This is a genomic window from Segatella copri (genome assembly GCF_003465495.1).
Classification (GTDB): domain Bacteria; phylum Bacteroidota; class Bacteroidia; order Bacteroidales; family Bacteroidaceae; genus Prevotella; species Prevotella copri_G.
In genome coordinates this window covers 1-24611 of the sequence record NZ_QSAV01000052.1, presented here as the reverse complement: position 1 = coordinate 24611, position 24611 = coordinate 1, and the positions used below count along the sequence as shown (strand labels likewise).

Genomic DNA, 24611 nt, shown 5'->3' with positions numbered 1-24611 from the left:
ATATAATAAACTTCTAAATAAAATAAAAAGTGAAGGGTCAGAGAAAAACTGAGGAACTGAGGAACTGAGGAACTGAGTCATTGCAGTAAAAAAATCATAACCCTCGTAAACACCTGATTTACTGCTTAGCTCTATACTTTAAGAGAGCAAAGCTATGAGTTGTTACCCGTAAAACTATGAGTTGTCACCCGCAAAACTATGAGTAAGGAAGTTTAACTACTTTCAATCTGAAAGCATAGTTCAAACATTTCCTTATCACACCCCCAAATTTGGCAGTATCAGAGAAAAGTTGTATCTTTGCACGGAATTCCATCCATTCCTTCCATACCGCTCCTTCCATCCATTCCATCCATACCTTCCAACTCCTTCCATACCGCTCCTTCCATGCTATCCCCATAACTCCTCCCGCCCAGTTTCAGCACACGTCTCTCCATCCGAAGTATTAAAAGGAAAAAGATAAAAAAGGTATGGCTTTTCGAGTTATTTTTTGTACTTTTGCAGCCGATAACGCATTTTGCGAACAAAACAGGATTCTTTAAAAGAAAAGAAAGGAAATAACAATGAAGAAAATATTATACTTTGTGGCAGTCCTGGCTGCTGCATCCATTATCACTACGATGGGTACCAGCTGCAAGTTTGCACCCGACCAGCATGACGGCGACACGGTAGCTGCCAGCGAGTTTTACCCGATAGATACCTCTGCGGCTCATGCCAAGAAGATGGCGAAGATTGCTGCCATCAAGAACGGAAAAGACAGTGTAGGTATCTATTATGTGGGCAGCAACTCTACCAAAGACCTCATCGAGCTCGTATCCTATCCTTCACGCCGCGACACGATGATGTACAGCAAGACCCGACACATAAAGGTGAAGGGCAATGCCGACATCAACCACGTGGTTCGTGTAGACTTCTATCTCCTCAATGGCAAGGATTCGCTGGTGAAGTATGTTGAGGAGGTGGTGCTTAAAACAAATCATTAAGCACCACTTCATTCTGGGCAATGCCCGAATACATATTCCGCTGAAGACCGTAACTGCTGATAAACGTCAGCTGTATCGACTTTCGGGTCTTCGTTTCCTCCATAAAGCGGACAATCTTGTTTCTCAGAATCTTCTCGTAATCCTTATTGATGGCAAACTCACTCTCCGAAAACTTCATTTCGCAAAGATTAATGGTATTGTCACCACGCTCTATCACCATGTCTATCTGGGCTGCCCGCTCCGCCGCCCCGGCATCACTCTTGCTTCGCCAGGAATACAACTGGGTAGACACACCAGAAATTCCCAACCGCTGCTTCACCTGGTCGATATGATTCATCGCCAATATCTCGAAAGAGACTCCAGCCCAGGCATAAAAACGGGGCGTGCGCTGCAACTTGCTCCAATACAGAAGATTACGGAATGAACTATCGCGCAGGAAACGGAAATAGAACAAGGTGAAGAAATCTACCAACTGATAGAGAGACTTTCGGGTAGAACAGCCATAGTTGACATACTTTCTGATGAAACCGCAAGATTCCAGATTGTCGAGAATCGTGGTCAACGATTTGCCCGACTTCATCCCTGTGGCATCGGCTATTTCCGAGCGCATCATGCCATAACCACGCTCGTTCAGGCATTCTACCACCTTGACGTATGCCTCTGAATCCTTGAACAGAGAGCGATAGAGAATCGTAAACTCATTGTACAACTGCCCATTGGGATTGAACAGCAGACGGTCTATATTCTGAGCCAAACTTAACCGCTCGTCCAAAAGATTCAGGTAATATGGGATTCCTCCCAATATCATATAAAGTTCAGCCAGTTCATATCTGGACAACATCATCCCCTTGGTCTTCAGAAATGCTTCCGACTCCCCTAGAGAAAAAGGCTGCAGGAAAAGACGATGAGTAAGACGACCATAAAGTCCGCCATGGTTATTGATAAGTTTATCCATCATCCAGGAAGTGGCAGAGCCGCAGACAATGAGAACGATGTCGCGACGTGCAGAGGCCCATCCATTCCAAAAATGCTCCAGGGCAGAGATAAAATTAGAGCCTGCAGTATCCATCCAAGGCAGTTCATCAAGAAAAATCACCTTACGTTCTATCCCGTTCAAAGAGTCGAGATAAGAGATAAGCATCTCGAAAGCATCGAGCCAGTCGTGGGGAACAGAGGTTACATTCCTATCATAACGTCGAAGCGTATAAAAGAAGTTTTTCAACTGCTCCTGTGTGTTTCCGCCCGCCAATCCTGATGTCTGAAACACCATTTCCTGCTCAAAATATTCGCGCACAAGAAACGTTTTCCCCACTCTGCGGCGTCCGCATACTGCCACAAATTCCGACTGCCTTGACTCGTATATACGTGCCAAGGTATCCTGTTCACTCTTTCTGCCTATGATATTATTCTTCATTTTTTATTCTCCTGCTTTAATTTCTAACCATTTGCAAAAATAGCAAGAAAAAAGTAATTATTGGCTATTTCTTATATAATTTTCAGCCAATAATACCTATTTTTAAGCATTATTGGCTAAAATGAGCGGCATATTTAGCCAATAGCCAAAAAATCAGCACACAAAAAAAAGGCTAGCATGCAAAAACGCACACTAGCCTTTTCGTATTTTATCTAACCTGAATTTCAAATCACTTAATAGCCTAAGCCTATAACTATAAATTATAAACTATAAGCTATCAACTAATCATAGAATCCCGGCTGCTTATACTCAATGCCCAGTTCATCATCTACTGTTGCGATGACACCCTGAATCTGACCCATGGCAAACATACGGCCGAGGAGAGTGTAACCGGCATTGTGACCATGATTGCTCTCATCGAATACGCCACCTGGCTCATCAGTGAAGGTCATACCGTGGTCTACTCGCATAGGCAATCTGCGGCCCGAATTGCACTTGCCTTCCTGCTCAGCCTTCTCGAAGATGCGGCAAAGTTCAATGAGATGGCCACGACCACCCAGGTGAGAAGCCTCTGTAAAGTTGCCGTTAGGGAAGATGTAGCAAGAACGCAGATGAACAAAATGAGTTCGGTCGGCAAACTGCTTAGCCATCGCCACACAATCGTTGTGCTCGCCAGCAGAGAATGAACCTGCACAGAAAGTCAAACCATTGTGCTTGTTTGGCACAGCATCGAGCATCCACTGGATATCCTCGGCACGACCGATGATTCTTGGCAAACCGAATACAGGATAAGGAGGATCGTCTGGGTGAACACACATGTTGATATCGTACTCATCGCAGATAGGCATGATGGCCTCCAGCCAATACTTCATGTTCTCCTGCAACTTTTTCTTGTCGATGCCATCGTAAAGTTTCAACAGGTCGCGGAACTTCTGGACAGGAGCAGAATCGCCCTCGCTGAAGTTACCGGATACAAAGCCCTGAGTCTTGATGATGATGTTCTCTACCAAGGCATGATCCTGCTCAGGTGTAGAAGTCTTCTTGATTTTATCAGCCTCAGCCACGAGGTCTCTGCCCCACTTGTGCTCCTTAGAGAACTCAGCCCAATCCTCACGAGCGCCTTCACGCTGCAGGATATAGATATCAAAGTAGGCAAACTCGCCCCAGTTCATATAGAGGTTATTGGCTCCGTTAGGATTCTCGTGTGCCAAATCGGTACGTGCCCAGTCCAAAACCGGCATAAAGTTGTAGCAGATACATTTGATGCCTTCCTCGCCCAGGTTGCGGAGACTTTCCTTGTAAACCTCAATCTGATGGTCGCGGTCAGGACCACCATATTTCAGGGTTTCAACCACAGGCAAAGACTCTACCACGCTCCATTTCATACCATAAGACTCGATGTACTCCTTGAGTTCATGAATCTTCTCGCGTGTCCAAACCTCACCCAGAGGAACATCGTGCAATGCGGTAACAATGCCCTCAACACCAATCTGCTTCAACTGTGCAAGTGTAATCTTATCTTTCTTGCCAAACCAGCGCCATGTTCTTTCCATATATATTATATAATGTATAAGTTTAAAAATGAATTATCTTGCAGAAACATATTTATGCAATGTCTGTCTTACGGCACCCTTGCCGGCGAAGAGTTCCTTCACCATGCCCTCAATCTGCTCACCGAAGCCAGCCTCGTAGAGATCGAGTCCGAACACATCCTTGCGGGAATAGAGATTCTTCAGGCAAGAGTAGTCCTGATCTGCCTTGCCTACCTCCAGAGGAGCTACGATGGCCTGCAGTTCTGCCAACAATGGGTCAGAAGATGGCTCGAATGGCTTCAGGTTATCATCCAATGCTTTGAGATAACGGGCATAACCTGCCAATACCAGAGGAATCAACACGAGATTGCTCTTGTCGAGACCACGGTCGATGTACTTCTTGATAGTCTCACCGAAACGGATAGAGAGTTTCTGGCTGGTATCGGTAGCGATGCGCTGAGGAGCATCAGGCATGAACGGGTTAGGCAATCGCTTGTTGATAACAGTGCCGATAAACTCGTATGGGTTCAATACACCTGGATCTGTTACTACTGGCATTGCCTCGATATAACCTATCTTCTGGATGAAGGCACGAAGGTCCTCATCAGCCATCTCGGCAGAAATCAAGGTATAGTCGAGCATGCAACCATAGATAGACATCGCTGTATGGAGAGGGTTCAGACAGGTGGTTACCTTCATGGTCTCAACCTCATCTACAGTCTTGCGGGTGGTATAGAGCGCACCGCCCAACTCCAATGGCGGACGACCGTTGGTATAAGTATCCTCGCAAACGAGATACTGCACTTCCTCGGCATTTACGAAAGGAGCGGTGAAAGTATGCTTCTCGGTGATAATCGTATTGTTATCCTCGAAACCATCCTCAGCGAGCATCGCCTGGACCTTCTCGTGTGGACGAGGAGTAATCTTATCAATCATAGACCAAGGATAGGTTACCTTGCTGCCATCGTTAATGTAATCCAGGAATCCAGCCTCAACAATACCATCCTGTGCCCAGCGCTCTGCATAAGCCTTGACGCCAGCCTTTACATGGTCGCCGTTGTGAGAACAGTTGTCGGTAGACTGAAGAGTAAGTGACAACTTGCCTGCCTTATAACGCTCATAGAGAAGAGCGGTAAGCTTACCCATAGCAAATACTGCATCAAGACCACGTGCCAGATCTGCATCATTATAAGAATATCCCTTCTCTGTGATAGTGAAAGTTACCATCTGCAGACTTGGAGCCTGGAAAATCTGAACCAATCGTGCCCAGTCCTCACCAAACTGCTTATCCGCCTTGAGGCTTTCTGTGATAGAAGCGATGACCTTCTTCTCGATGGTTCCGTTGCTCTGGAGGCTGACGAGAAGAGAGAGATTATTGTAAGGGCGATAAGCCTTGTCGATAATTTCGTAGTCGAAGCTTTCTGCAACAATAACACCCCGATCGTACTTGCCGGTGTTAAGTGCATCGTTAAGAATAGCAGCCGGGAACGCACGGAAGATGTTACCTGCGCCGAAGTGAACCCAAGTAGGCTCGTCGTGAGTCTTCTTAGCTACGGCTGCGATGTCATACTTAGGAAGCTCATAACCCTTAGCTTCCCATTCTGCAGCATTAAAGCTGCGAGAAAGAATTTCGTTCAGTTTCATGATTATACGTTTTTTTGATTGTTCCATGTATGCGCCTATCTTTCCGAATAGGCGTGGCAAAAGTACAAAGAAAAATCGAAAACCGCTCATTTTTAGAGAACTAATTTCAAAAATTGAACGATTAACAAATACTTTTGAACAATATGGTAAGACCAGGAAAAGAAAATGTTACGATTCCTCCAGCGATTTAATCTGCTTCTTCGGCGTTACGCCGAGACCTTTCAAGCTTTCCACCCTGCGCATCACGTTGCCACTTCCATCGTAAAGCTGCTTTCTTGCCTTGTCGAAGGTACCCGAAAGGCGGGTTATCAGATCACCCACACTCATAAAGGTATCTTCGAAGCCAGCCACCTTATCATACAGGTCAGCAGCCGTCTTCACGATTTTCTCCACATTCTTGTTCTGCCGGTCATACTGCCAGAGATTATAGGCAAGCTGGAGTGCCATGAGCAGATTGCTTGGTGAGATGATGATAATCTTCTTCTGATAAGCATAACGGCTGAGATCCGGCTGCTGCTTCATGGCTGCGATATAGCTGGTCTCGTTAGGGATGAACATCAGTACAAAGCCGATGGCATCATCCACCAGTTTGGAATAGTCTTTGGCTGCCAGTTCATCGATATGCTTTCGTACGCTCAGCGCATGTGCCTTCATCAGGCGTTCCTGTTCAGCCTCATCTTCAGCTGCCAGAGCATCGGAATAGGCGGTAAGCGAAACCTTGGAATCGATGACCACACTTCTGCCTTCCGGGAATCTGACGATGACATCCGGACGATAGTTCTTTCCCTCTTCATCTTTCGTATTCTCCTGAATGAAGAATTCCTCATCTTTACGAAGTCCGCTGTTCTCCAGGATGGTTTCCAGCACCATCTCGCCCCAGTCGCCCTGCATCTTGCTGTCGCCCTTCAATGCCTTGGTCAGGTTGGCAGCATCGGAGCCAATCTTCTCGGTCTGCTCCTTCAGGTTCAGTACAGCCTGCTGCTGTTCCTGCTGGAAGAGTTTCATCGTTGCCTCGAAGGTGTTCTGCAGTTCCTTCTTGTTCACCTCGTTCTGGGTTTTGCTCTCCTCTACCGATTTCTTGAAATCAGCAAACTGTTCCTTGATAGGTTTCAGGAGTTCATCCATCTGCAGACGGTTGTTTTCCTGCAGAGCCGACTGCTTGGCAGCCAACTGCTCAGCCGCCACCTTCTGCTGTTCTATCGTCATTCGCTGCATTTCCTGCTTCAGGCTCTCGAGTTTCTGTGCCCACTGCTGGTCGCTTTCCGCCCTGAGTTTCGCCGCATACAGCCGCTCGTTCTCCATTTGAGATTTCATTGATTGAAGCTCAGAAGCATGATGTAGTTTTATCTGTTCAATGTTAGCCGCCAGCACCTGAGCCTTCGCTACGAGCTGTGTTTTCTCCTCTCCCGCACATTTTGCTTCCATCAGTTTTCCTACGAAGAATCCGATGGCAAGCCCTATGATGATTCCAATTACTATTTCCATTTATCCTTGTTTTGAATGATTCTGTAAATCTGCAAAAATTATGATTTGCAAAAGTAATCATTTCAAGACATAACACCAAACATCATGGGGGATTCTTGTAGATATTTAACTCTTCTGCATTTTACGATGCAAACAAAAAGAGCGCACCACTCCTGGCACGCTCTTTTCTTTAAATCATCTTTTAAATATACATTATCGGTTGGCAGTAGGCCACTGATAAGTATCAGTGCAATGGATATCAGCACTCTGGTCGGCTATCATCAACTTGAAGTCGCCTTCCTCCAATCTCCATTTGCCATTCCAACCTACGAAGGCCAAATCGTCTGCCTTCAATTCAAATATCATGGTCTTGGTCTCACCAGGCTGAAGTTCCACCTTGTCGAAGGCACGGAGACGACGGCCATCAGGCACCATACTAGCGATGAGATCGCTACTGAACAGGAGAACACTCTCCTTGCCTGCCACCTTTCCCGTATTCTTCACATCCACGCTCACCTTGATGATGTCGCCGTGGCGGAAATCAGACTGAGAAACCTTCAGGTTGCTATATTTGTAAGAGGTATAGCTCAAACCATATCCGAAGCCCCACTGCTGGGTAATCTTCGCATTGTAGTCGTAAGCACCTTCCATCGTACCCACCTCCTCACTCTTCTTGAAGTCATAGTTGGCGAGCGAATTGATTTCCTTAGGATAGGTGTAAGGCATCTTGCCGCTGAAGTTTGACTTGCCCGATACCAGGTTTGCCAAGGCATCGCCGCCCATATTGCCAGGGATAAGGATGTTGACGATGCCCTGTGCCAATGGTTCGATGTCAGCAATGAGACGAGGACGACCTTCATTCAGCACCAAGATGACAGGCTTGCCTGTCTGAGCCAAAGCCTTGACCAGATTGCGTTGGTTCTCTGAAAGCCAAAGGTCGGTCAGGTTGCCCGGAGTCTCTGTATAAGAGTTCTCGCCAATGCAAGCCACAATGACGTCGGCATCCTTCGCTGCAGCCACTGCGCCCTGAATCTGAGGTTCGTTCTCCTCCCAGTATTTTCCCTTCTCATTATAGGTAACACCCTGGTTCAAGATGACATTCTCCTTGCCATACTCATTACAGAATGCCTCATAGATGGTATTGTACTTGCCGGCAAACTCATCGGCACGATGTCCCTGCCAGGTATAGCTCCATCCACCATCCAGGCAGCGCATCTGATTGGCATTAGGACCCGTAAGGAGAATCTTCTTGCCATGCTGCAAAGGAAGGATATTACCCTCGTTCTTCAGGAGCACCATACTCTCGGTAGCTCCCTCCAAGGCGAGCTTGGCAAACTCCTCGCCACCAAACTTAGGATAATTCTTCAGTTTCTGGGTTGGGTTCTTGAAGAGGTCGAGACGGTACTTCATGCGAAGCACACGGCGACAGGCATCATCGATGCGACTCATCGGAATCTTACCTTCCTTCACCAGTTCTACAAGATAGCCACAAGCATCGCAAGAATAAGGTTCCATAATCATGTCGATACCAGCATTGATGGCGATGCGGAGCGCATCCTTCTTGTCCTTTGCCACCATCTCACGAGTATAGAGATTGTTGATGTCTGCCCAGTCGGTAATGAGCACACCATCCCATCCAGTCTCTTCCTTCAGCCATCCTGTCAGGATGTCCTTGTTGGCATGCATCGGCATACCGTTAACGGAAGCGGAATTCACCATCACGGTCAAGGCTCCAGCCTGCAGACCCGCCAGGAAAGGAGCGAAGTGCTTCTCTCGCAAGTCGGCTGGAGAGATATAGGCTGGCGTACGGTCTTTACCGGTCCAAGGCACACCATAGCCCATGAAGTGCTTCATTGAAGTGGCAATGTGATACTGGTCGATGTTGTTTGGGTCCTCGCCCTGGAAACCATAGACCATCGCCTTGCCCATCTCTGAACTGAGGTAGCAATCCTCGCCAAAGTTCTCCCAGATGCGAGGCCAACGGGCATCACGACCGAGATCAACGGTAGGACTGTAAGTCCAAGGTATGCTCACAGCACGAGTCTCATAAGCGGTAGCCTCAGCCGAACGGCGAGCTATCTCACGATTGAAGGTGGCAGCCACATTGATGTTCTGCGGGAAGAGGGTTCCGCCCTGTGTATAAGTAGAACCGTGGTTCTGGTCGAGACCGAAGACACAAGGGATGCCGATGCGCTTCATCGAGATCTTCTGGATTTGCGCGATGTACTTCTCCCACTGCTTGGCGGTTGGTGCGCAAGTATTTGGAGCGTTGAGGATAGAGCCAATCTTATAGCGGGAAAGGATAGAATCGGTCTTGTGCTCGTCGATATAGAACACACCGTTCTTGTCGTTGGCACCAAAGAGGTCGGTCACCAATTCCATCATCTGACCTATCTTTTCCTCCAAGGTGAGTTTCTTCAGGGTTTGTTCTACCTGAGCCTCAATCTTAGGGTCGCTCTTGATAACTGGAACATTGGCACTGGCTGTATAAGCCAATGCCAATAATGAAATAGATAATAAAATTTTCTTCATAAACAGTAAAGGTTTGACGCTTTATGATAAAAGCGGAAATCTTTCTAATATATTATTCAATAGTTACTTTATCTACATAATAGCCATGTCCCACACAGATGAACCCATTCTCGGCAGCCATCTTGTCGAGTGCATCCTGGGTCAACTCAAACTTCACGACATTGCCCTTACCAAAGTCGTATGGAGAAGTCAAGTCGGTCCACGAGGTGGTGGCAAGCTTGATCTGATGGTAAGTATCGTCATCCTTCATCGAGCAGTAAACTCGGAGGATCTGCCCCTCCTTCCACTTAGCTACCTGGTCCTTTTTGATGAGGTTGAAGCTCTTGTTAGGGTCACCATCTCCCAATTCCCAAGATACATAGTGATGACCTTCCCAGAGGGTAGTCTCCATAGATGGACGTGGCTCTGTAGTTACCTTGATGGTACCGCCAGAGAACTGGTTGCCCTCACCATCTACCAAAGTGATATCATAGTCACCATTCTCCAAACCTGTAGGAGTTGTGAGCTTCAAGGCTGTGCCCTCTTCGAGGGCCTCGAAGGCTACTTCCTTGCCACCTACCATTACTTTAGTAACTGTACCGAGATTCTTGCAATTATGGATAGTGGTCTCAGCACCCGGAGCTACCCAAAGCTCGCTGGCATTGGTACCCAAAGCTGGGTCATCGGCAGCAGGAGTCACGGTAACTTTCAAGGTGCGGGATGTGGTCTTATTCTTGGTGGTGGTTGCCACAATCTTCAGTTCATGATCACCTAAAGGCAAAGGCTGGTCGATAGTAGTACCTTCGGCAATCTGAGTGCCGTCGAGCAACCATGTCACAGTGGTATAGTGAACAGGAGTCACCTTGATTTCCATCTTATAATTAGTCTTGCGGTCTATCTTGGAATCAGCCAAGTCGGTGTTCAAGATACGTGGATTGTCATCTTCGCTGACAGTGAAGTATGGTTCATCGTCAGAAGAGCAAGAAGACAAGGTAGATGTACCAGCCAGTGCGAAACCCACGGCTAAGAGCATCATCATAGCCTTCAAGACTTTTCCCTTATATTGTTTCATTGTCTTATTCATAATTAATTATTCTATTCTATTGTCCTATAAGACTTAACATTTAACACTTAACATTAAACACTACTTGCTATATCCCTTTCCAAATGGAGGATTGAAGTCTGGCTGAAGTTTTACATCAGCCTTGTCCCACCAGAGGCGCTTGTGCCAATCGTCAGTACCACCCATGCGGTCGATGGCAGCCTTGTAGTTGGCATTGTTGTACTGAGCTTCCAACTCAGGATACTGCAAGCGGACAGGCATTGACCAGTTAGAATCCGTATAAGTGAAACCTTCCTTGGTCAAGCGATCACGATTCAAGATGGCAGGATAGTCAGAGCGACGCATGTTAGCCCAACCCTCAGAAGGGTTCATCATGTGGAGAATCCAAGCCTGGGTGTTGATGGTCTCCTTAGGATTGTCACCCAACTTGTTGTTGGCAATGAACTCATCTATCTCTTCCTTGGAAATCTTGTTGGATGTAAGATAGTAGTTGTTGAGCAACTCCATGCTGGCACGAACACCAGCCTCGTAGTGACTCTCAGCATCACCACCACCTACATTCCAACCCTTGGTTGCAGCCTCAGCCTTGAGGAACTCTACCTCAGCATAGCTCATCAAGTCGCCAGGACAAGAAGGCATCTCGAAGTCGATGTTCAGGCAAGGACGACCAGCTCGGGCTATATAATCAGAGTTGGCATAAGTGTTCGCGTCTATCTCTGCATACTTCTTCAAAGTAGGAAGGTCATCCAACGTAGCTGCATTCATCCAGTCTGTGTACCAGGCTGCACCAGGGTTGCAAGGCTCCTCACCGAGGTTCTTGCTTTGGAAGTAAGCCAGGAAATCATCGGTCAAGTCAATGTTCTGCTCCTTATCTGGCTTCACCTGACTACGCTTGATATTGTAGTAGTGACGGCAGATGCGATAGAGACGAGGGTCGTTGGTATTCTGCAACTGATAGAACAAGGTAGAGCATACCATGGTAGGCGATGTGGGATCCTGACCATAGAGAGTCTCGCTCAATGCATTGGCACGGAAATCGTAGTCGTTGGCTCCATCATAAAAGGTAAATGGAGAATCAGCATACTTGATATAAGCATCATCTGCTGCACTGGCAATAGCACCGGCAGCCACAGCCTTCTCAAACTCCTCCTTTGCCTTCTGTGGATTAACATCGGAAATGCGCATGGCATAGCGCATACGGAGTGCATTGACATACTTCTTCCACTTAGCTACATCACCACCCATGCTGGTGACATCACCAGAAATGTGGTCGGTACCTGTGCCAAGCTGCTTCTCGCAAGCGTCAAGTTCATCAAAGAACCAGCTGTAGAGTTCCTCTACGGTATCATACTTAGGGTTGGAGATACCTGAGATATAACCCAGACCTGCCTCCGAACAAGGCACGTCACCATAGGTATCTGCCAAAACTGCCGTGAGATAGACACGATGGATACGAAGTGCCGCATTCAAGTTTGCCTTGTCAGCAGAATTGTGGATGGCATCCACAAGGTTCTTGATACTGATTTCATAATAGCGGTCCCAGACACGACGGGTCATATCATCTTTTCTGAAATTAGAACCAGCGTAATTGGTTACATTCCAACCACCAGCAAAATACTGTGGAAAACCAGTTATATAGTTACGATAGGTATCCATCAGACTGAAGTCACCGTAAGTCTGCAACAAAGCTGTTGTCAACTGTGCGTTAGGGTCGAGCTCGCTCACCTTGGTCTTGTCGGTATTGATGTTGCTCAAGGTATCATCAGAGCAAGAAGTCATCGCAGTGCCGGTTGCCATCAGGGCGAAAGCCATCATCAGGCTGCTCTTACCTATATATTTCTTGATTATATTGTTCATTTTCTTACCTTATTATATATTAGAACTCTTCTAAAGAAATTGATTCATTTTTTCGAGACTAGAACTTCACGTTCACGTTCAAACCATAACTCTTGCGAGATGGCAGGGAACCATATTCCAGACCGAGACCTGAGGTGTTGTAGCTGGAGTCTGGGTCGATGTTAGGAATGTTCTTCCAAACAATGAATGGGTTACGAGCCACGAAGGATACGGTCAAGCCCTTGACATACTTGCCCAGGATGCTCTCTGGGAAGGTATAGCCGAAAGTAATCTCACGACACTTCACGTAAGAGTTGTCGTAAACGAAGGCACTCTGCACGCCTTCTGCCACATGTTTCCAGTAATCTTCAGGGTTCACGGCGATGTCGTTCTTGCGATAAGTACCGTCGCCATTGTCGATGACACCATCTACGACTAATCCCTTGCATTTACCTGCTTCACGCCATGCGGCAAGGTCCATACCCGAAGCCTTGCGAGCCTCCTCAGAAGAGTACCACTCCTCACGGCCTGCCAATGTTCCCTTAGCCTTACCTGTCTGATATGCGGAACGCATAGACATAGAGTAGATGTCGGCACCTACCTTCACATCGAAGGATGCAGAGAGGCGGAAGTTCTTGTAAGAGAATGTGGTATAGAAACCACCAGTCCAATCCCAAGAAGAGTTGCCGATGGTCTTCACGTTCTGGTCAACCATTGGAAGTCCTGTGGCTGCATTGATGACAACTTGTCCCTGCTCATTGCGAACAACATCGTGTCCACGGATAGCACCATAATTCTCGCCAACCTGAGCACCTACTGATACACCGCACCATGTGGCCTTGGCAAGCTCAAAATAGTCCATGCCATCGGTGAGCGACTTCACCTTGTTGGTATTCTTCGAGAAGTTGACACCCAAGTCCCAAGCGAAGTCCTTGATCTGCAAGGCACGGGCATTGAGGGCAATCTCGACACCCTGGTTCTGAATCTCACCGGCATTGATGAGGCGGTAAGCATAGCCAGAGGTGGTGGTTGAAGCCAAACTCAAAATCTGGTTCTTGGAGTTCTGGTTGTAATAGGTGGCATCTAAGCCCAAGCGTCCGTTAAGGAACTTCATCTCCAAACCTACCTCGTAAGAACCTGTCATTGTAGGCTTCAAATCCTTGTTTGGCTGTGTTGAGTTGGCTATCATACCGATGGTATAACCCGAGTAGCTGTACTTGCCCGTGGTATAGTTGAGTGCCAACAGGTATGGATCGGTATCGCTACCTACCTTTGCCCAAGATGCGCGAATCTTACCATAATTGATGAACTTCTTGTTCTTGATAAACTCGGAGAAAACCAAACTACCCGATACAGATGGATATACGTATGTATTGTTATTTGTAGGGAGCGTAGACGACTTATCGCCACGGAGGGTTCCCTCCAAATAGTAAGTATGCTTGTAGCCGAGGCTTGCGCTGGCATAGAGAGAGCTGATCTGTTTCTTGTACATGCTCTCACGAGTGTTCTGTTCCTGATAGTTCATGATATTCTGGATGCCATTCATCTGCTGGTTGAGACCGATGTTTGTAGTGGTCTTGTTGTTCACCTTGAAGATGTTACCACCAGCGGTAGCGTTGACATCGAAGTCGCCCCATGAGTTGTTGTAGAGGGCGAGTATCTCGGCGTTAAGTGTGCGGTTGTTGAAGATTTGGTCGGTAAGCTTTCCGGCAGGAGTTCCTGGAGTTGTCTTGGCGATGAAGTCCTCGAAGTTCATGCTGTTGATGTCGGTACCAATAGTACCCTGCAACTTGAAGTGCTTGTTGATGTTCCAGATTGCCTTACCCGTAAAACGGAACACGTCCTTGTCGGATGTATTGCTGTTCTTATAGAGATCCCAGTATGGGTTCTTGTTATACTGATCGTTACCATTCCAGTTAGAGTAGTTGCCGTCGGCATCCTCATAGTGCTTCAACCAAGCCTGGTCGTAGGTACCAGCCAGGGTCATGAGGTTCTTACCCACGTTGCTCTGAGAGTCACCAAGGGCAGGACGGTTCTTTACCTTCTCACGAGTATAGTTGGCGGTGAAGTCGAAGTCAACAGGACCTGCTGAGGTATTCACACGGAGGTTGAAGTTGTCACGACTCATGTTGGTATTTGGCAAGATATCCTTGTTGCGCATATCCGTAACAGAGAAACGCATACCCGTCTTACCGGAATTAACTGAGAGGATGGCAGAGTTCTGAGTGGTGAAACCTGTACGGAAGAAACCAGAAGCATTGTTTGGATGCATCATGAATGGACGTTCCTCGCCATCGAAATATTTGAACATGAAGTCATCGGCCTTAGGACCCCAACTGGCATTGGTACCAGAGGTACTGGATGTAGGAAGCTCGCCATTGTAGCCAGCACCATATACCTCCTGGATGTCGTCCCATTTAGCCAACTGGGTATCGATAGTATAAGAACCATTGTACTCCACGGAAATTCTATCCTTCTCCGCCTTCTTGGTCGTAATCAAGATAACACCATGGGAAGCACGGCTACCATAGAGGGCAGAGGCAGCAGGACCTTTCAATACGGTCATCGTCTCGATATCGTCAGGATTGATGGCAGAGATACCATCACCGAGGTCATAACCACCAGCTTCACCAGCACTGCCAAAGTTGGTATTATCCAAAGGCACACCATCCACCACGTAAAGAGGCTGGTTATTGCCTGCCATTTCTGTATTACCACGAAGAAGCACGCGGGTAGAACCAGAAGCACCGCCAGCGGTGTTCTGCACAACGAGACCAGCCACCTTACCTGAAAGAGAGTTGATGACGTTGGTTTCCTTCGCCTTGGTAAGTTCCTCACCTTTAACCTCCTCCAAGCCATAGCCCAAAGCCTTGCGGTCACGCTTGATACCAAGGGCGGTAACAACGACCTCATTCAAGGCCTTACCATCCTCTTGCATCTGTATTTTCATGCCATTAGCAGCTTTCACGGTCATCGTCTTGTAACCGATGTAGCTCACTTCGAGCGTTGCTCCAGGCTTGCAGTTCAACGTAAAGTTACCATCTATATCGGTAACGGCACCATTGGTTGTACCAGCCACCTTCACGCTAGCGCCAATCAAGGTTTCGCCAGTGGCATCCACCACTGTACCCTTGATGCCTTGGTTCTGCTGAACGCTCATCGCTGCATTGTTCATCTGGGCAGCGAGAATGGCAGAAGCAGGCATCCACATCAAACCTGCACCGAGCAGGCCGAGAAACATAGTTTTCTTTCTCATAATTGATATTTTTGTTTTTAGTTTAACATTATTCTTTCCCAAAGATTCCTTCGAGAATCCAAGGAGCATTCACCTTCATACTCTTGAAACGGTCGAAGATGCCATACTTCTCAGAGCCGTTGCCGAAGTGGTTGTTGTCCCAAACGAAAGTAGAGAAGCCTCGTTTGCGAGCCTCCGTAGTCAAGAACTTACAGTAGTAGGTCATGTTTTCATGCACTTTCTCTGAGTTTGACTTATAGTGATCGGTTACTCCCCACTCTCCTATAACGATACCCAGTCCTTTGTTGCTCCAGGTATTCACCACCTTGTCGAAGAAATCCGTCATCGTCTTCTCGTTGTCTGCAGGTATCTTGCCAGCATCCTTGTAGGCATCACCCCAGTAATCGTAGGTGCAATCGCCGGCGTAGCTCCATGGCTGATAGTAGTGGAATTCCACACTCATATAGTTGTTGCCATTGCCTTCGGCATCCTTCGGAATGATGAAATCTCCATTCTCGATGCCAAACCATGGGTTACAAACGTAAGTCTGTAAGATGAGGTGGCGCTTGGCATTGTTGCCGCCTGTGGCACGAACCACATCCACGAATATCTGATTGTAAGCATTCTGCACTTCGAGGTTCTCGGCAGTAGGCTTGCCCCAGTTATCTTTGATATGCACTTCGTTAGTTCCTGCGAAAGCAAGACGATAATCATAATTGGCAAACTCAGAAGCGATATTCATCCAGAGGAGCGCAAGCTTCTGGCAGTTTTCTTCCTTATATTGATAGGTAGGACGACCTTCGAGCCATTTTTCATGATGCACATTGATGATAACCTTCAAACCGTTGTCAAGGCACCAGCCCACCACCTCCTTGATGCGAGCAATCCAAGCCTTGTCGATGCTCATCGCCTGAGCGTTGGTAATGTGGCACTGCCAACGGATTGGAATACGGATGGCATTGAAACCTGCCTTCTTCACGGCTTGTATCATCTTCTTGGTAACAACGGGATTGCCCCAGGCTGTCTCTGCATGGATAGAACCATCAGGGTTGCCAATCTGCATCGACTCACCATCCTGTCCAGGAGCTGAGCACTCGAATTCATTGCCAAGATTCCACCCCACAACATCTTTATTCCATTGCTGGGCAGTAGGTATGGATTCGCCTACACCATCAGAACTGCCGGATGAGGGCAATGTACTTGCTTCGCATGAGAAACATGTGAAGACGCCTATTAAAAAGAGGCTAATTTTCAAAAAGTTCCTTTTCATTTTTATGTTTATATTGTTATTGTTTCGTTTTTTAAATAACTGTTTAACTTACGTAACAGAATCTGGTTGCAAAGATAAAGAAAAGGAACTTTCAGAGGGTTAGATAACAAACAAAAAAAGGTTTCAATTCAGACATATCGTCTAAACAGAAACCTTTTCTTTGGATTTAAAACTCTAATTTACAGATACTTACTTAGAGAAACTCCAAAGTGCTTTTTAAATACAGTACTAAAGTACTTCACATTTACAAAACCGGCTTTCACAGATACATCCAGCACACTATCCCCCTGTTTCAGGAAGATTGCAGCCTGCTCCAGACGTATCAAACGCATAAAATCCTGCGGACTTTGGCCCGTAAGAGTCTTCAGCCTACCATAGAAAAGCGTTCTGCTCATCGCCATCTCTCTACAGAGTCGGTCGATATTAAAGTCTGTGTCGCTCAGATGAGCCAACACCAAACGGGTAGCTTTATCTACAAAAGCCTGGTCTTGTGGATCCAGAACAGCTTCTGCCACATTTTCGAATGTCTGGCCTTGCTTATTCAAGATAGTATCATCCTTTTTCTCTTCAGAAGCTCCAGTAGGTTTCAAGTGTTCATCGGAAGAATCAGAACCCACAATCTGCTCGGAAGAAGCAGACCCAGAAGCAACCTCTCCTCTAACAAGAGCAAGGCTTCTGTCCATATAATACTGACTCAACCGGCGACGATTCTTCAAAATACTGGCAACCTTACTCGCAAGAATAGCAGTATCGAATGGCTTGGCTATATAGTCATCAGCACCAAGTCCGAGTCCCTCTATCATAAAGTCACGACCAGCCTTAGCAGTCAGCAGGATAACAGGCAGCCATGATGTTTCCTTATTTTCCTTGATGCTGCGACAGAACTCATCTCCGTGCATTCCCGGCATCATGACATCAGAAACAACGATATCACATACCCCGCCCTCTTTCAAATATTTCAAGGCAGCCTCTGCACTCTCTACATCAACTACTTGATAAGAATCACCAAAAGTCATTCTGATATATTTGCGAAGATCTTCATTGTCATCGACAAAAAGAAGTGTATCCGTTGAAACATCAGCATCCTGCAGAACCGCAGAAGACACAGTCTGGCAAGTTTCATCATGCTTATCTTCAGCTAAAGAAGATTCAGTTGCAACATTTTTCTTTTCTCCAACAAGCCGAACAGAAGAATCTGTTACATGACCTAATGGCATCTTCACACAGAAAGTAGTACCCTTTCCTTCCTCACTTACGAAACTAAGCTTTCCTCCTAATTTCTCTACAAGCTTTCGTGTAAGCATCAGTCCTAATCCACTTCCCATTTCCTGAGAATTTATCGCATTAGAAGCCCTGAAGAAGGTCTTGAAGATACTCTTAATTTCGGCCTTTGGAATACCTATACCTGTATCACATACATGAATCATAGCCATCTTGCCTTCAACAGAAGCCGACAACGTAACCTTTCCACCTTGAGGTGTATATTTGATAGCATTCGAGAGAAGATTTTCCAATATCAGATCCATCATTTTGACATCAGAATGAATCTGTTGCTGCGGACACGTTTCAATACACAGTTGAATATGCTTCTCCTGAGCTGCCAATACAAACTTTTCCAACTGCACACGTAAAAGCATCGGCAATTCTATATCTTGCAGGCGAACCTGTTCGGCAGACTGCTCTACCTTTTGGAAGTCAAGCAATTCTGTAACCATCTTCAATAGTTTGTTGCCGTTGCGATGCGCCATATCCAAGAATCCACGGCTTTTCTCACTCAAGCTGGAATCATTAGCCAGATTATCAAGAGGAGCCAACACGAGACTCAAAGGAGTACGTATGTTATGGGCAGTATTAACGAAGAAATTGATTTTCTCATCATAATACTTTCGCTGTAAGCGCTCTTTGTAATACTGCCAGACAAAATATAAGATGGCAGCAAAAATACAGAGATAGATAATCCATGCCCACCAGGTATTCCACCAAGGTTGGGCTATATGAATTTCCAAAGCTGTTTCTCCCAATTCTCTACCATTACTTCTGCAGATAGCCTTTACATGAAGCACATAGCTGCCCGAAGGCAAATTTACAAATCGTGCCAACTGATTAGAAGATGGTTTACTCCAATTACGGTCGTATCCTTCCAAATAATATTGATATTGAATATCATACTGGTATTGATAATTGATGCTCTCGAAAGAAACAACCAGCGTATTCTCATTATGGCTAAGACTCAATTTGCCTTCCTTCAACATTTCAAAGAGACATTCATTCCAGTAATCGGAACGTTCGACACCTTCAACCTCAACACTATGAATACGAAGTGGAGCGGCATAATTCAAACCTTTGGCAAACATAGGAGTCAAAGCGACAACTCCATCGTTGCTGCCAAAAAGCACCGTGCCATCTGAAGTACACGCAACAGACATTCGGTTATACTCACGTTCCATTCCCTTAAAGATGTTGAGGTTTACTATCTTCCCCTGTTTCATGAACGCCAATCCTTTATCCGTACTGATCCACAAATTGCCATTAATACCTTTTATAAGTCCATAAACAGTATTAGAAGGCAAAGCGTCCTGATTAGTATAACGCTTAAACTTCTTTGTCAGGAAATCATAATCATAGAGTCCTCCTCCATCCGTTCCAATCCAGATATGACGGGAATCCTGAAAAGCCATACTGTTGACAAACAAATTAATGTCTTTACCGGGATACTGTTCAGGATAAAAGAAACGACGAGGATGCAAAGGTTCACGCTTATCAATCAAATAGCCTCCATGCGAAGTTCCTACAGCTATAAAACGCTTATCCAGTGATTCCGTGATGCATTGCACTTCGTTGACAGGCAGATAGAATACCGACTTTCCCGTTCCATTCAAATTATATTTATCTGAAGGGAAACAAGCCATATCTCCATCCAAACATCCCACCCAAATATTACCATCGCTATCAGTAAAAAGACTGAATACGTAATCACTCTTCAACATTCCTGTTTCCACAGAATAAGCAGGCATACTAGTGCCATCAGCATGAACATGATATACGCCGTTACCATAGGTACCAACTAGAATTCTGCCGTCTACAGTCTGACAAATCGTAAGCGCCACCTTATTATATAATCCATGATGCCAAAGACGAGTCTGCGCATCATAGACACTTACTCCTTTATCTGTGGCATACCATATTTTCCCATCACGGCTTTGGAAAACATCGTTCACACAATTATCTATCAGTGATTGATTGTTGAGATATTCATGTGTGATATATTCCAATGTATGTTTCATCGGTATTGCCAAATCTACTCCTCCCGAGTAAGAGCCTGTCCATAAATCGCCGAAACGATCGCAGCACAAGGTATATAAGCCATTACCATTCAGCACATTACCAGGACGTCCATCTGTATCAAGCAAGAGTCTGGTTTGTTTATTCGAACTGTCATAAGCATATATTCCAGCTCCATCTACAGCCATCAGAAGAGTCTGCTTATCATATAAAATGATTGAACGTACGGGAATTTTAGGAATGTTTTGCAAAGATTGGAAATCAGCAGATTTTATCAGCTTCCAAGTACGATCATCCACTACTTTAACTCCTTCGTGAAAAGTACCCAGCCAGATACGATGTCCCACAATATCATGATAAGAGGATACTACAGAACTGCCACTAATCTTCTTTTCTAACTTCCGGGCAGACATCGAATAGCAATAAACATCTTTAAATGTTCCTATCAAGAGTTTCTGACCTATAAATTGGATATGATTAATATAGGTATTTTTCAATACAAACCTACCCTTAGCTGTCTCCCGAACTATCTCCTTTCCATCAGTAGCTGCTGATAAGCAATAAATGCCTCTATCCATAGCTAACCAGAAATTGCCCTTTTCGTCTACCAACAGTTCGTTCAACACGATACTTCCACCTAAAATATTCTGAAGATTACATTTCAAAACAAATGTATCTTTCCTCTTATCATATATATACACCTTTCCCTTGTTGTCATAGGCGTAAATCAGATGTTGCGCATCCTTAGTCAGTTTAATACTTCTACCACAAGCATCACTATACGGCATCTCTGTGTATAAAGTATAATTGGTTACTTGTTGCCCATTATATCGGTCAACTCCACGCTTAGTACTTATCCACATGGCACCATCCTCTGCCTCGACAATAGAATAAACACGAGGGCTGGAAAGACCATTGTCTGTATTGAGATTGGAAAGCATGAACATATTTCTGGAAATATGCGCATATGCCTGAAGAGCCGATGCCAACAGCAGCAATATAATTAGAGTACAGGATTTATATCGTTTCATAATTCTTTCATTGATCTTATTTGGGGACAAAGATAATACAAAAAAATGAAAAACAAATAGAATAATGAGATAAAATGAAAAAAATCTATTATCTTTGCAAGATATTAATATAAAGATATAGACTATGATCAAAAGATTATTATCCTTTCTAGACGCATCGCCAGTGAATTTCCTGGCAGTAAAGAATATCTCTGAGGAATTGGAGAAGAACGGGTTCCGCCGTATGAACCCACAGGAGCCTTTGGGCAAGATTGAAGCGGGTGAAAAGTTCTTCGTTACCAAGAACGACTCTTCCATCTACGCCTTCCAAATCGGAAAGAAACCTTTGGCAGATGCCGGTTTCCACATGATCTGCGCCCACTGCGATTCGCCTACCTTCCGCATCAAGCCAAATGCAGAGATGCTTTGCGAGGGCGGTATCGTAAAACTGAATACCGAGGTTTATGGTGGTCCAATCATGTCAACCTGGTTCGACCGTCCGCTCACCCTGGCAGGTAGAGTTATCGTGAAGGGCGAGAATGCGATGAATCCCCAGACGCTCCTTCTTCATGTGAAGCGCCCATTGCTGCAGATCAGCAATCTCGCTATCCACTTCAACCGTCAGGTGAATGATGGTGTGAAGTTGAGCAAGCAGAAGGATGTACTCCCTATCCTCGGCATCATCAATGAAGAACTGGAGAAGGGTAACCTGCTGATGAATGTGATAACCAACGAACTGAATATCCAGAAAGAGGATGTTCTTGATTTCGATCTCTACCTGGCTGATGCCACTCCAGCCTGCACCTTCGGTGTACACGATGAGTTTATCTCTTCAGGAAGACTCGACGATTTATCGATGTGCTGGGCTGGCATAGAGGCAATGATTGCATCAGATGCCAATGATACCACCCAGGTTCTCGCCATCTTCGATAATGAAGAGACGGGGTCTCAGACCAAGCAGGGTGCCGGAAGTCCATTCCTTTCATATATGCTCCAGCGCATCGCCCTGGCACAGAGCCATACAGAAGAGGCTTACTATCAGGCAGTAGAGCGTGCCTTCATGATTTCAGCCGATAATGCGCATGCCTGGCATCCTAACTATAGCGAAAAATTCGACCCTACGAATCATCCTAAGTTGGGCGGTGGTCCGGTCATCAAGTTCAATGCAGCCCAGAAGTATGCGAGCGATGCTGTATCAGCAGCCATCTTCGCCAACATCTGCGATGCAGCCGGTGTACCATGCCAGCGTTTCGTAAACCACAGCGATGTAGCAGGTGGCAGCACCTTGGGCAATATCCTCGCCTCTTCCATCCCATTGAAGGGTGTGGATATGGGCAATGCCATCCTCGCTATGCACAGCTGCCGCGAAACCGGTAGCGTTATCGACCACGAATATTGCGTGAAGGCTTTCACCAAATTCTATCAGTTGTAATAAAAAACAAAGAAGGTGTGTCTGTATTTATGACACACCCTCTTTGATTTTATATATTAACCTTTTCCTTTTATCGTTCCTAATTCTTTCACATTCTTCTCAAATTCATTTCTTTCACCAATAGCTCCATTACGCAGTTTTGCCCGATAATTATATATCGTATTAACTGCATAATGTAGGAAATCTGCTATCTTCGTACTGTCATCAATACCCAGTCTTATCAAGGCGAATACCCTCACCATTGCCGGTAACTTTGTTGCATCAGTAAGATGGATTTGTGCCTCCGGCTTCAGAAGGCTATTGAGGTCTTCCACGAAATCAGGGAACAGATGCAGGAAGACCTTATCGAAATTTGCATAGAGTTCTCCCAACTCGTGTTCCTTCAGTTCACTGCTTCTCGTCATTGAATAAAGTTCCTGATATTCACAGTTCTTTACCATCTTATTGACATGGAGACGCAACTTATCCAGTTTGTCTATATAATGAGAACATGCTCCCAGGAACTGGCCTATATATTCTTCCTTCACACCATTTGACTCATTCAGTTTATCATTCGAAGTCTTCAACATTTCGTTGGTAGCAGAAAGTTTCTTATTCAGTTCCTCCAATTGTTCATTCGTTTTCTTCAGTTCATTTCTCGCTATGGTAACATATTTCTTCTGTTTATTGACATAGAAAGCCAGAACACCTAAAGAAAGAACCAGAAGGCTGACACAGATGATGGCAAAGACAAGACGCTGGTTTGCCTTCTTGAGCTGTGCCTGATAATTATGATCGATGGTACCAAGCACTGGCGAAATCTGCCAACTGCGAATACGCGTACTAAAACTCTTATTGGCATTCCAGGAGAAGTTGATATATTTATAAGAACGCTCAACATCTCCCTCCTGACTCAGAATATCGGCGAGCATCCAGAGCGAAGCCTGATCATTGATAGCACACTTCACATCACAAATGGCAGATTTTAGCAACCAATATTTCTTCATTTCTTCGTTTTTCAGAGAACGGTAAATCAGATAGCGATAGTAGGCTACGATGCCGTATTCATGACTCCCCTCCTTACATAAATTCAACCGTTCATCATTCACCTTCAATGCTTCATCCCATTTATTCTGACTGGTAAGCATCACCTCTTTACGCATGAGATAATCTTCGCTATGATGTGGAAGGATAGCAAACAAAGTATCCCGATATGCATTCTGACGACTAAAGAAATTCTGACTTAAATCAGTATCTACATGTATATTAGAAAAGCCCAACTCACCATAGACATGGTAATAGGCGATGAAATAATCTTTCCGGTTCGATTCATCCAATGTCTTTTTATCTATATGATTGAGCACCTCCAAAGCCTCAGCAAAAGCTCCGGCTGTAGAATACTGCAAAGCTAACTGACTTTTCAATCCAGCAACTTCAGCCGGCAGTCCCTCCTTCTGAGCCAATACAATGGCTTTCTGAATATAAGCCACAGCAGAATCGCTCTGGTAGGACTTATATTCTGAATAGATCTTGCGATAAGTATTGATGAGCAACTTCGGATTATTCTCCTGATGAATCAATTCCTTCAACTGAGCGATGCTACTTTCTTTCAGTTTGGTATAGTGCTGGGATTGCTCTATAGCCCGATCAAGTTGGGCATACAGTTCACTGATGCTTTCCTTTTGAGCAAAGCATGATGTAAGTGTAGCGAAACACCAGATATACAATAGAGATAATAATCTTTCTATCATAGGTTGATAATATTTTGTTGTATAGGTATCATTAGAACCAGCCCTTACTGCTGTATAGGACATTCAAGAGACAAAGGTATTGTTTTTTGGGCATATTTCCAAATTTTCTTGCATTTTTTTGATTTTCTTTTTTACGTTTGTTATTCTTACATCCTTGCACCTCCCCCAAAAAGAGGGTGTGTCATAAGTCTATGGCGCACCCTCTTTT

The 24611-nt window shown here is 45.4% G+C and carries 14 protein-coding genes; 2 read left to right on the top strand and 12 right to left on the bottom strand.

Annotated elements, in window-relative coordinates; translation table 11 throughout:
- Nucleotides 1-278 precede the first annotated feature (278 nt).
- Nucleotides 279-434: a hypothetical protein gene (locus DWV53_RS15830; RefSeq protein ID WP_181992501.1), complete on the bottom strand. Its 156-nt coding sequence runs from the start codon at nucleotides 432-434 to the stop codon at nucleotides 279-281.
- Nucleotides 435-560: 126 nt separating this feature from the next.
- On the opposite strand from DWV53_RS15830, the gene DWV53_RS13010 reads away from it, so the two are divergent.
- On the top strand, nucleotides 561-980 hold the full coding sequence (locus DWV53_RS13010) for a hypothetical protein (protein ID WP_118154686.1): 420 nt from the start codon (nucleotides 561-563) through the stop codon (nucleotides 978-980).
- Here the strand turns inward: DWV53_RS13010 and DWV53_RS13005 are convergent.
- From DWV53_RS13005 to DWV53_RS12960, 10 genes are all read right to left on the bottom strand, one after another.
- A complete protein-coding gene (locus DWV53_RS13005) occupies nucleotides 964-2394 on the bottom strand; it encodes an AAA family ATPase (protein ID WP_118154683.1) in 1431 nt (476 codons plus the stop codon). The two genes, DWV53_RS13010 and DWV53_RS13005, sit on opposite strands and share 17 nt — an antisense overlap.
- Before the next feature lie 281 nt (nucleotides 2395-2675).
- Nucleotides 2676-3947 (bottom strand): mannonate dehydratase, encoded by a 1272-nt coding sequence (gene uxuA / locus DWV53_RS13000; RefSeq protein ID WP_118154681.1) that lies wholly within the window; start codon nucleotides 3945-3947, stop codon nucleotides 2676-2678.
- Nucleotides 3948-3980: 33 nt separating this feature from the next.
- The gene (locus tag DWV53_RS12995) at nucleotides 3981-5570 is read right to left on the bottom strand and encodes a mannitol dehydrogenase family protein (RefSeq protein WP_118154679.1); all 1590 of its coding nucleotides are present in this window, start codon (nucleotides 5568-5570) and stop codon (nucleotides 3981-3983) included.
- A gap of 168 nt (nucleotides 5571-5738) precedes the next feature.
- Entirely contained in the window at nucleotides 5739-7055 is a 1317-nt protein-coding gene (locus tag DWV53_RS12990) for a DNA recombination protein RmuC (protein WP_118154676.1), read from the bottom strand.
- Nucleotides 7056-7247: 192 nt separating this feature from the next.
- Nucleotides 7248-9566 carry a glycoside hydrolase family 3 N-terminal domain-containing protein gene (locus DWV53_RS12985; protein WP_118154673.1) on the bottom strand — a complete coding sequence of 773 codons (2319 nt, stop codon included), beginning with the start codon at nucleotides 9564-9566 and terminating at the stop codon, nucleotides 7248-7250.
- 52 nt (nucleotides 9567-9618) lie between these two features.
- Nucleotides 9619-10617, bottom strand: coding sequence for a hypothetical protein (locus tag DWV53_RS12980; RefSeq protein WP_259318991.1), 999 nt, complete (start codon nucleotides 10615-10617; stop codon nucleotides 9619-9621).
- 72 nt (nucleotides 10618-10689) lie between these two features.
- Entirely contained in the window at nucleotides 10690-12465 is a 1776-nt protein-coding gene (locus DWV53_RS12975; RefSeq protein WP_118154667.1) for a SusD/RagB family nutrient-binding outer membrane lipoprotein, read from the bottom strand.
- 58 nt (nucleotides 12466-12523) lie between these two features.
- Nucleotides 12524-15700, bottom strand: a complete 3177-nt coding sequence (locus DWV53_RS12970; RefSeq protein WP_118154664.1) for a SusC/RagA family TonB-linked outer membrane protein — start codon at nucleotides 15698-15700, stop codon at nucleotides 12524-12526.
- Nucleotides 15701-15728: 28 nt separating this feature from the next.
- Nucleotides 15729-16949: a glycoside hydrolase family 5 protein gene (locus DWV53_RS12965; RefSeq protein WP_118154661.1), complete on the bottom strand. Its 1221-nt coding sequence runs from the start codon at nucleotides 16947-16949 to the stop codon at nucleotides 15729-15731.
- 179 nt (nucleotides 16950-17128) lie between these two features.
- The gene (locus DWV53_RS12960) at nucleotides 17129-21262 is read right to left on the bottom strand and encodes an ATP-binding protein (protein WP_181992500.1); all 4134 of its coding nucleotides are present in this window, start codon (nucleotides 21260-21262) and stop codon (nucleotides 17129-17131) included.
- A gap of 124 nt (nucleotides 21263-21386) precedes the next feature.
- Here DWV53_RS12960 and DWV53_RS12955 point away from each other — a divergent pair, with 124 nt between their 5' ends.
- Nucleotides 21387-22673, top strand: a complete 1287-nt coding sequence (locus DWV53_RS12955; protein ID WP_118154658.1) for a M18 family aminopeptidase — start codon at nucleotides 21387-21389, stop codon at nucleotides 22671-22673.
- A 56-nt stretch (nucleotides 22674-22729) separates the two neighbouring features.
- Here the strand turns inward: DWV53_RS12955 and DWV53_RS12950 are convergent, their stop codons facing one another.
- Complete coding sequence (locus tag DWV53_RS12950) at nucleotides 22730-24403, bottom strand: DUF6377 domain-containing protein (protein ID WP_147468798.1); 1674 nt, start codon at nucleotides 24401-24403, stop codon at nucleotides 22730-22732.
- Nucleotides 24404-24611: the final 208 nt, after the last annotated feature.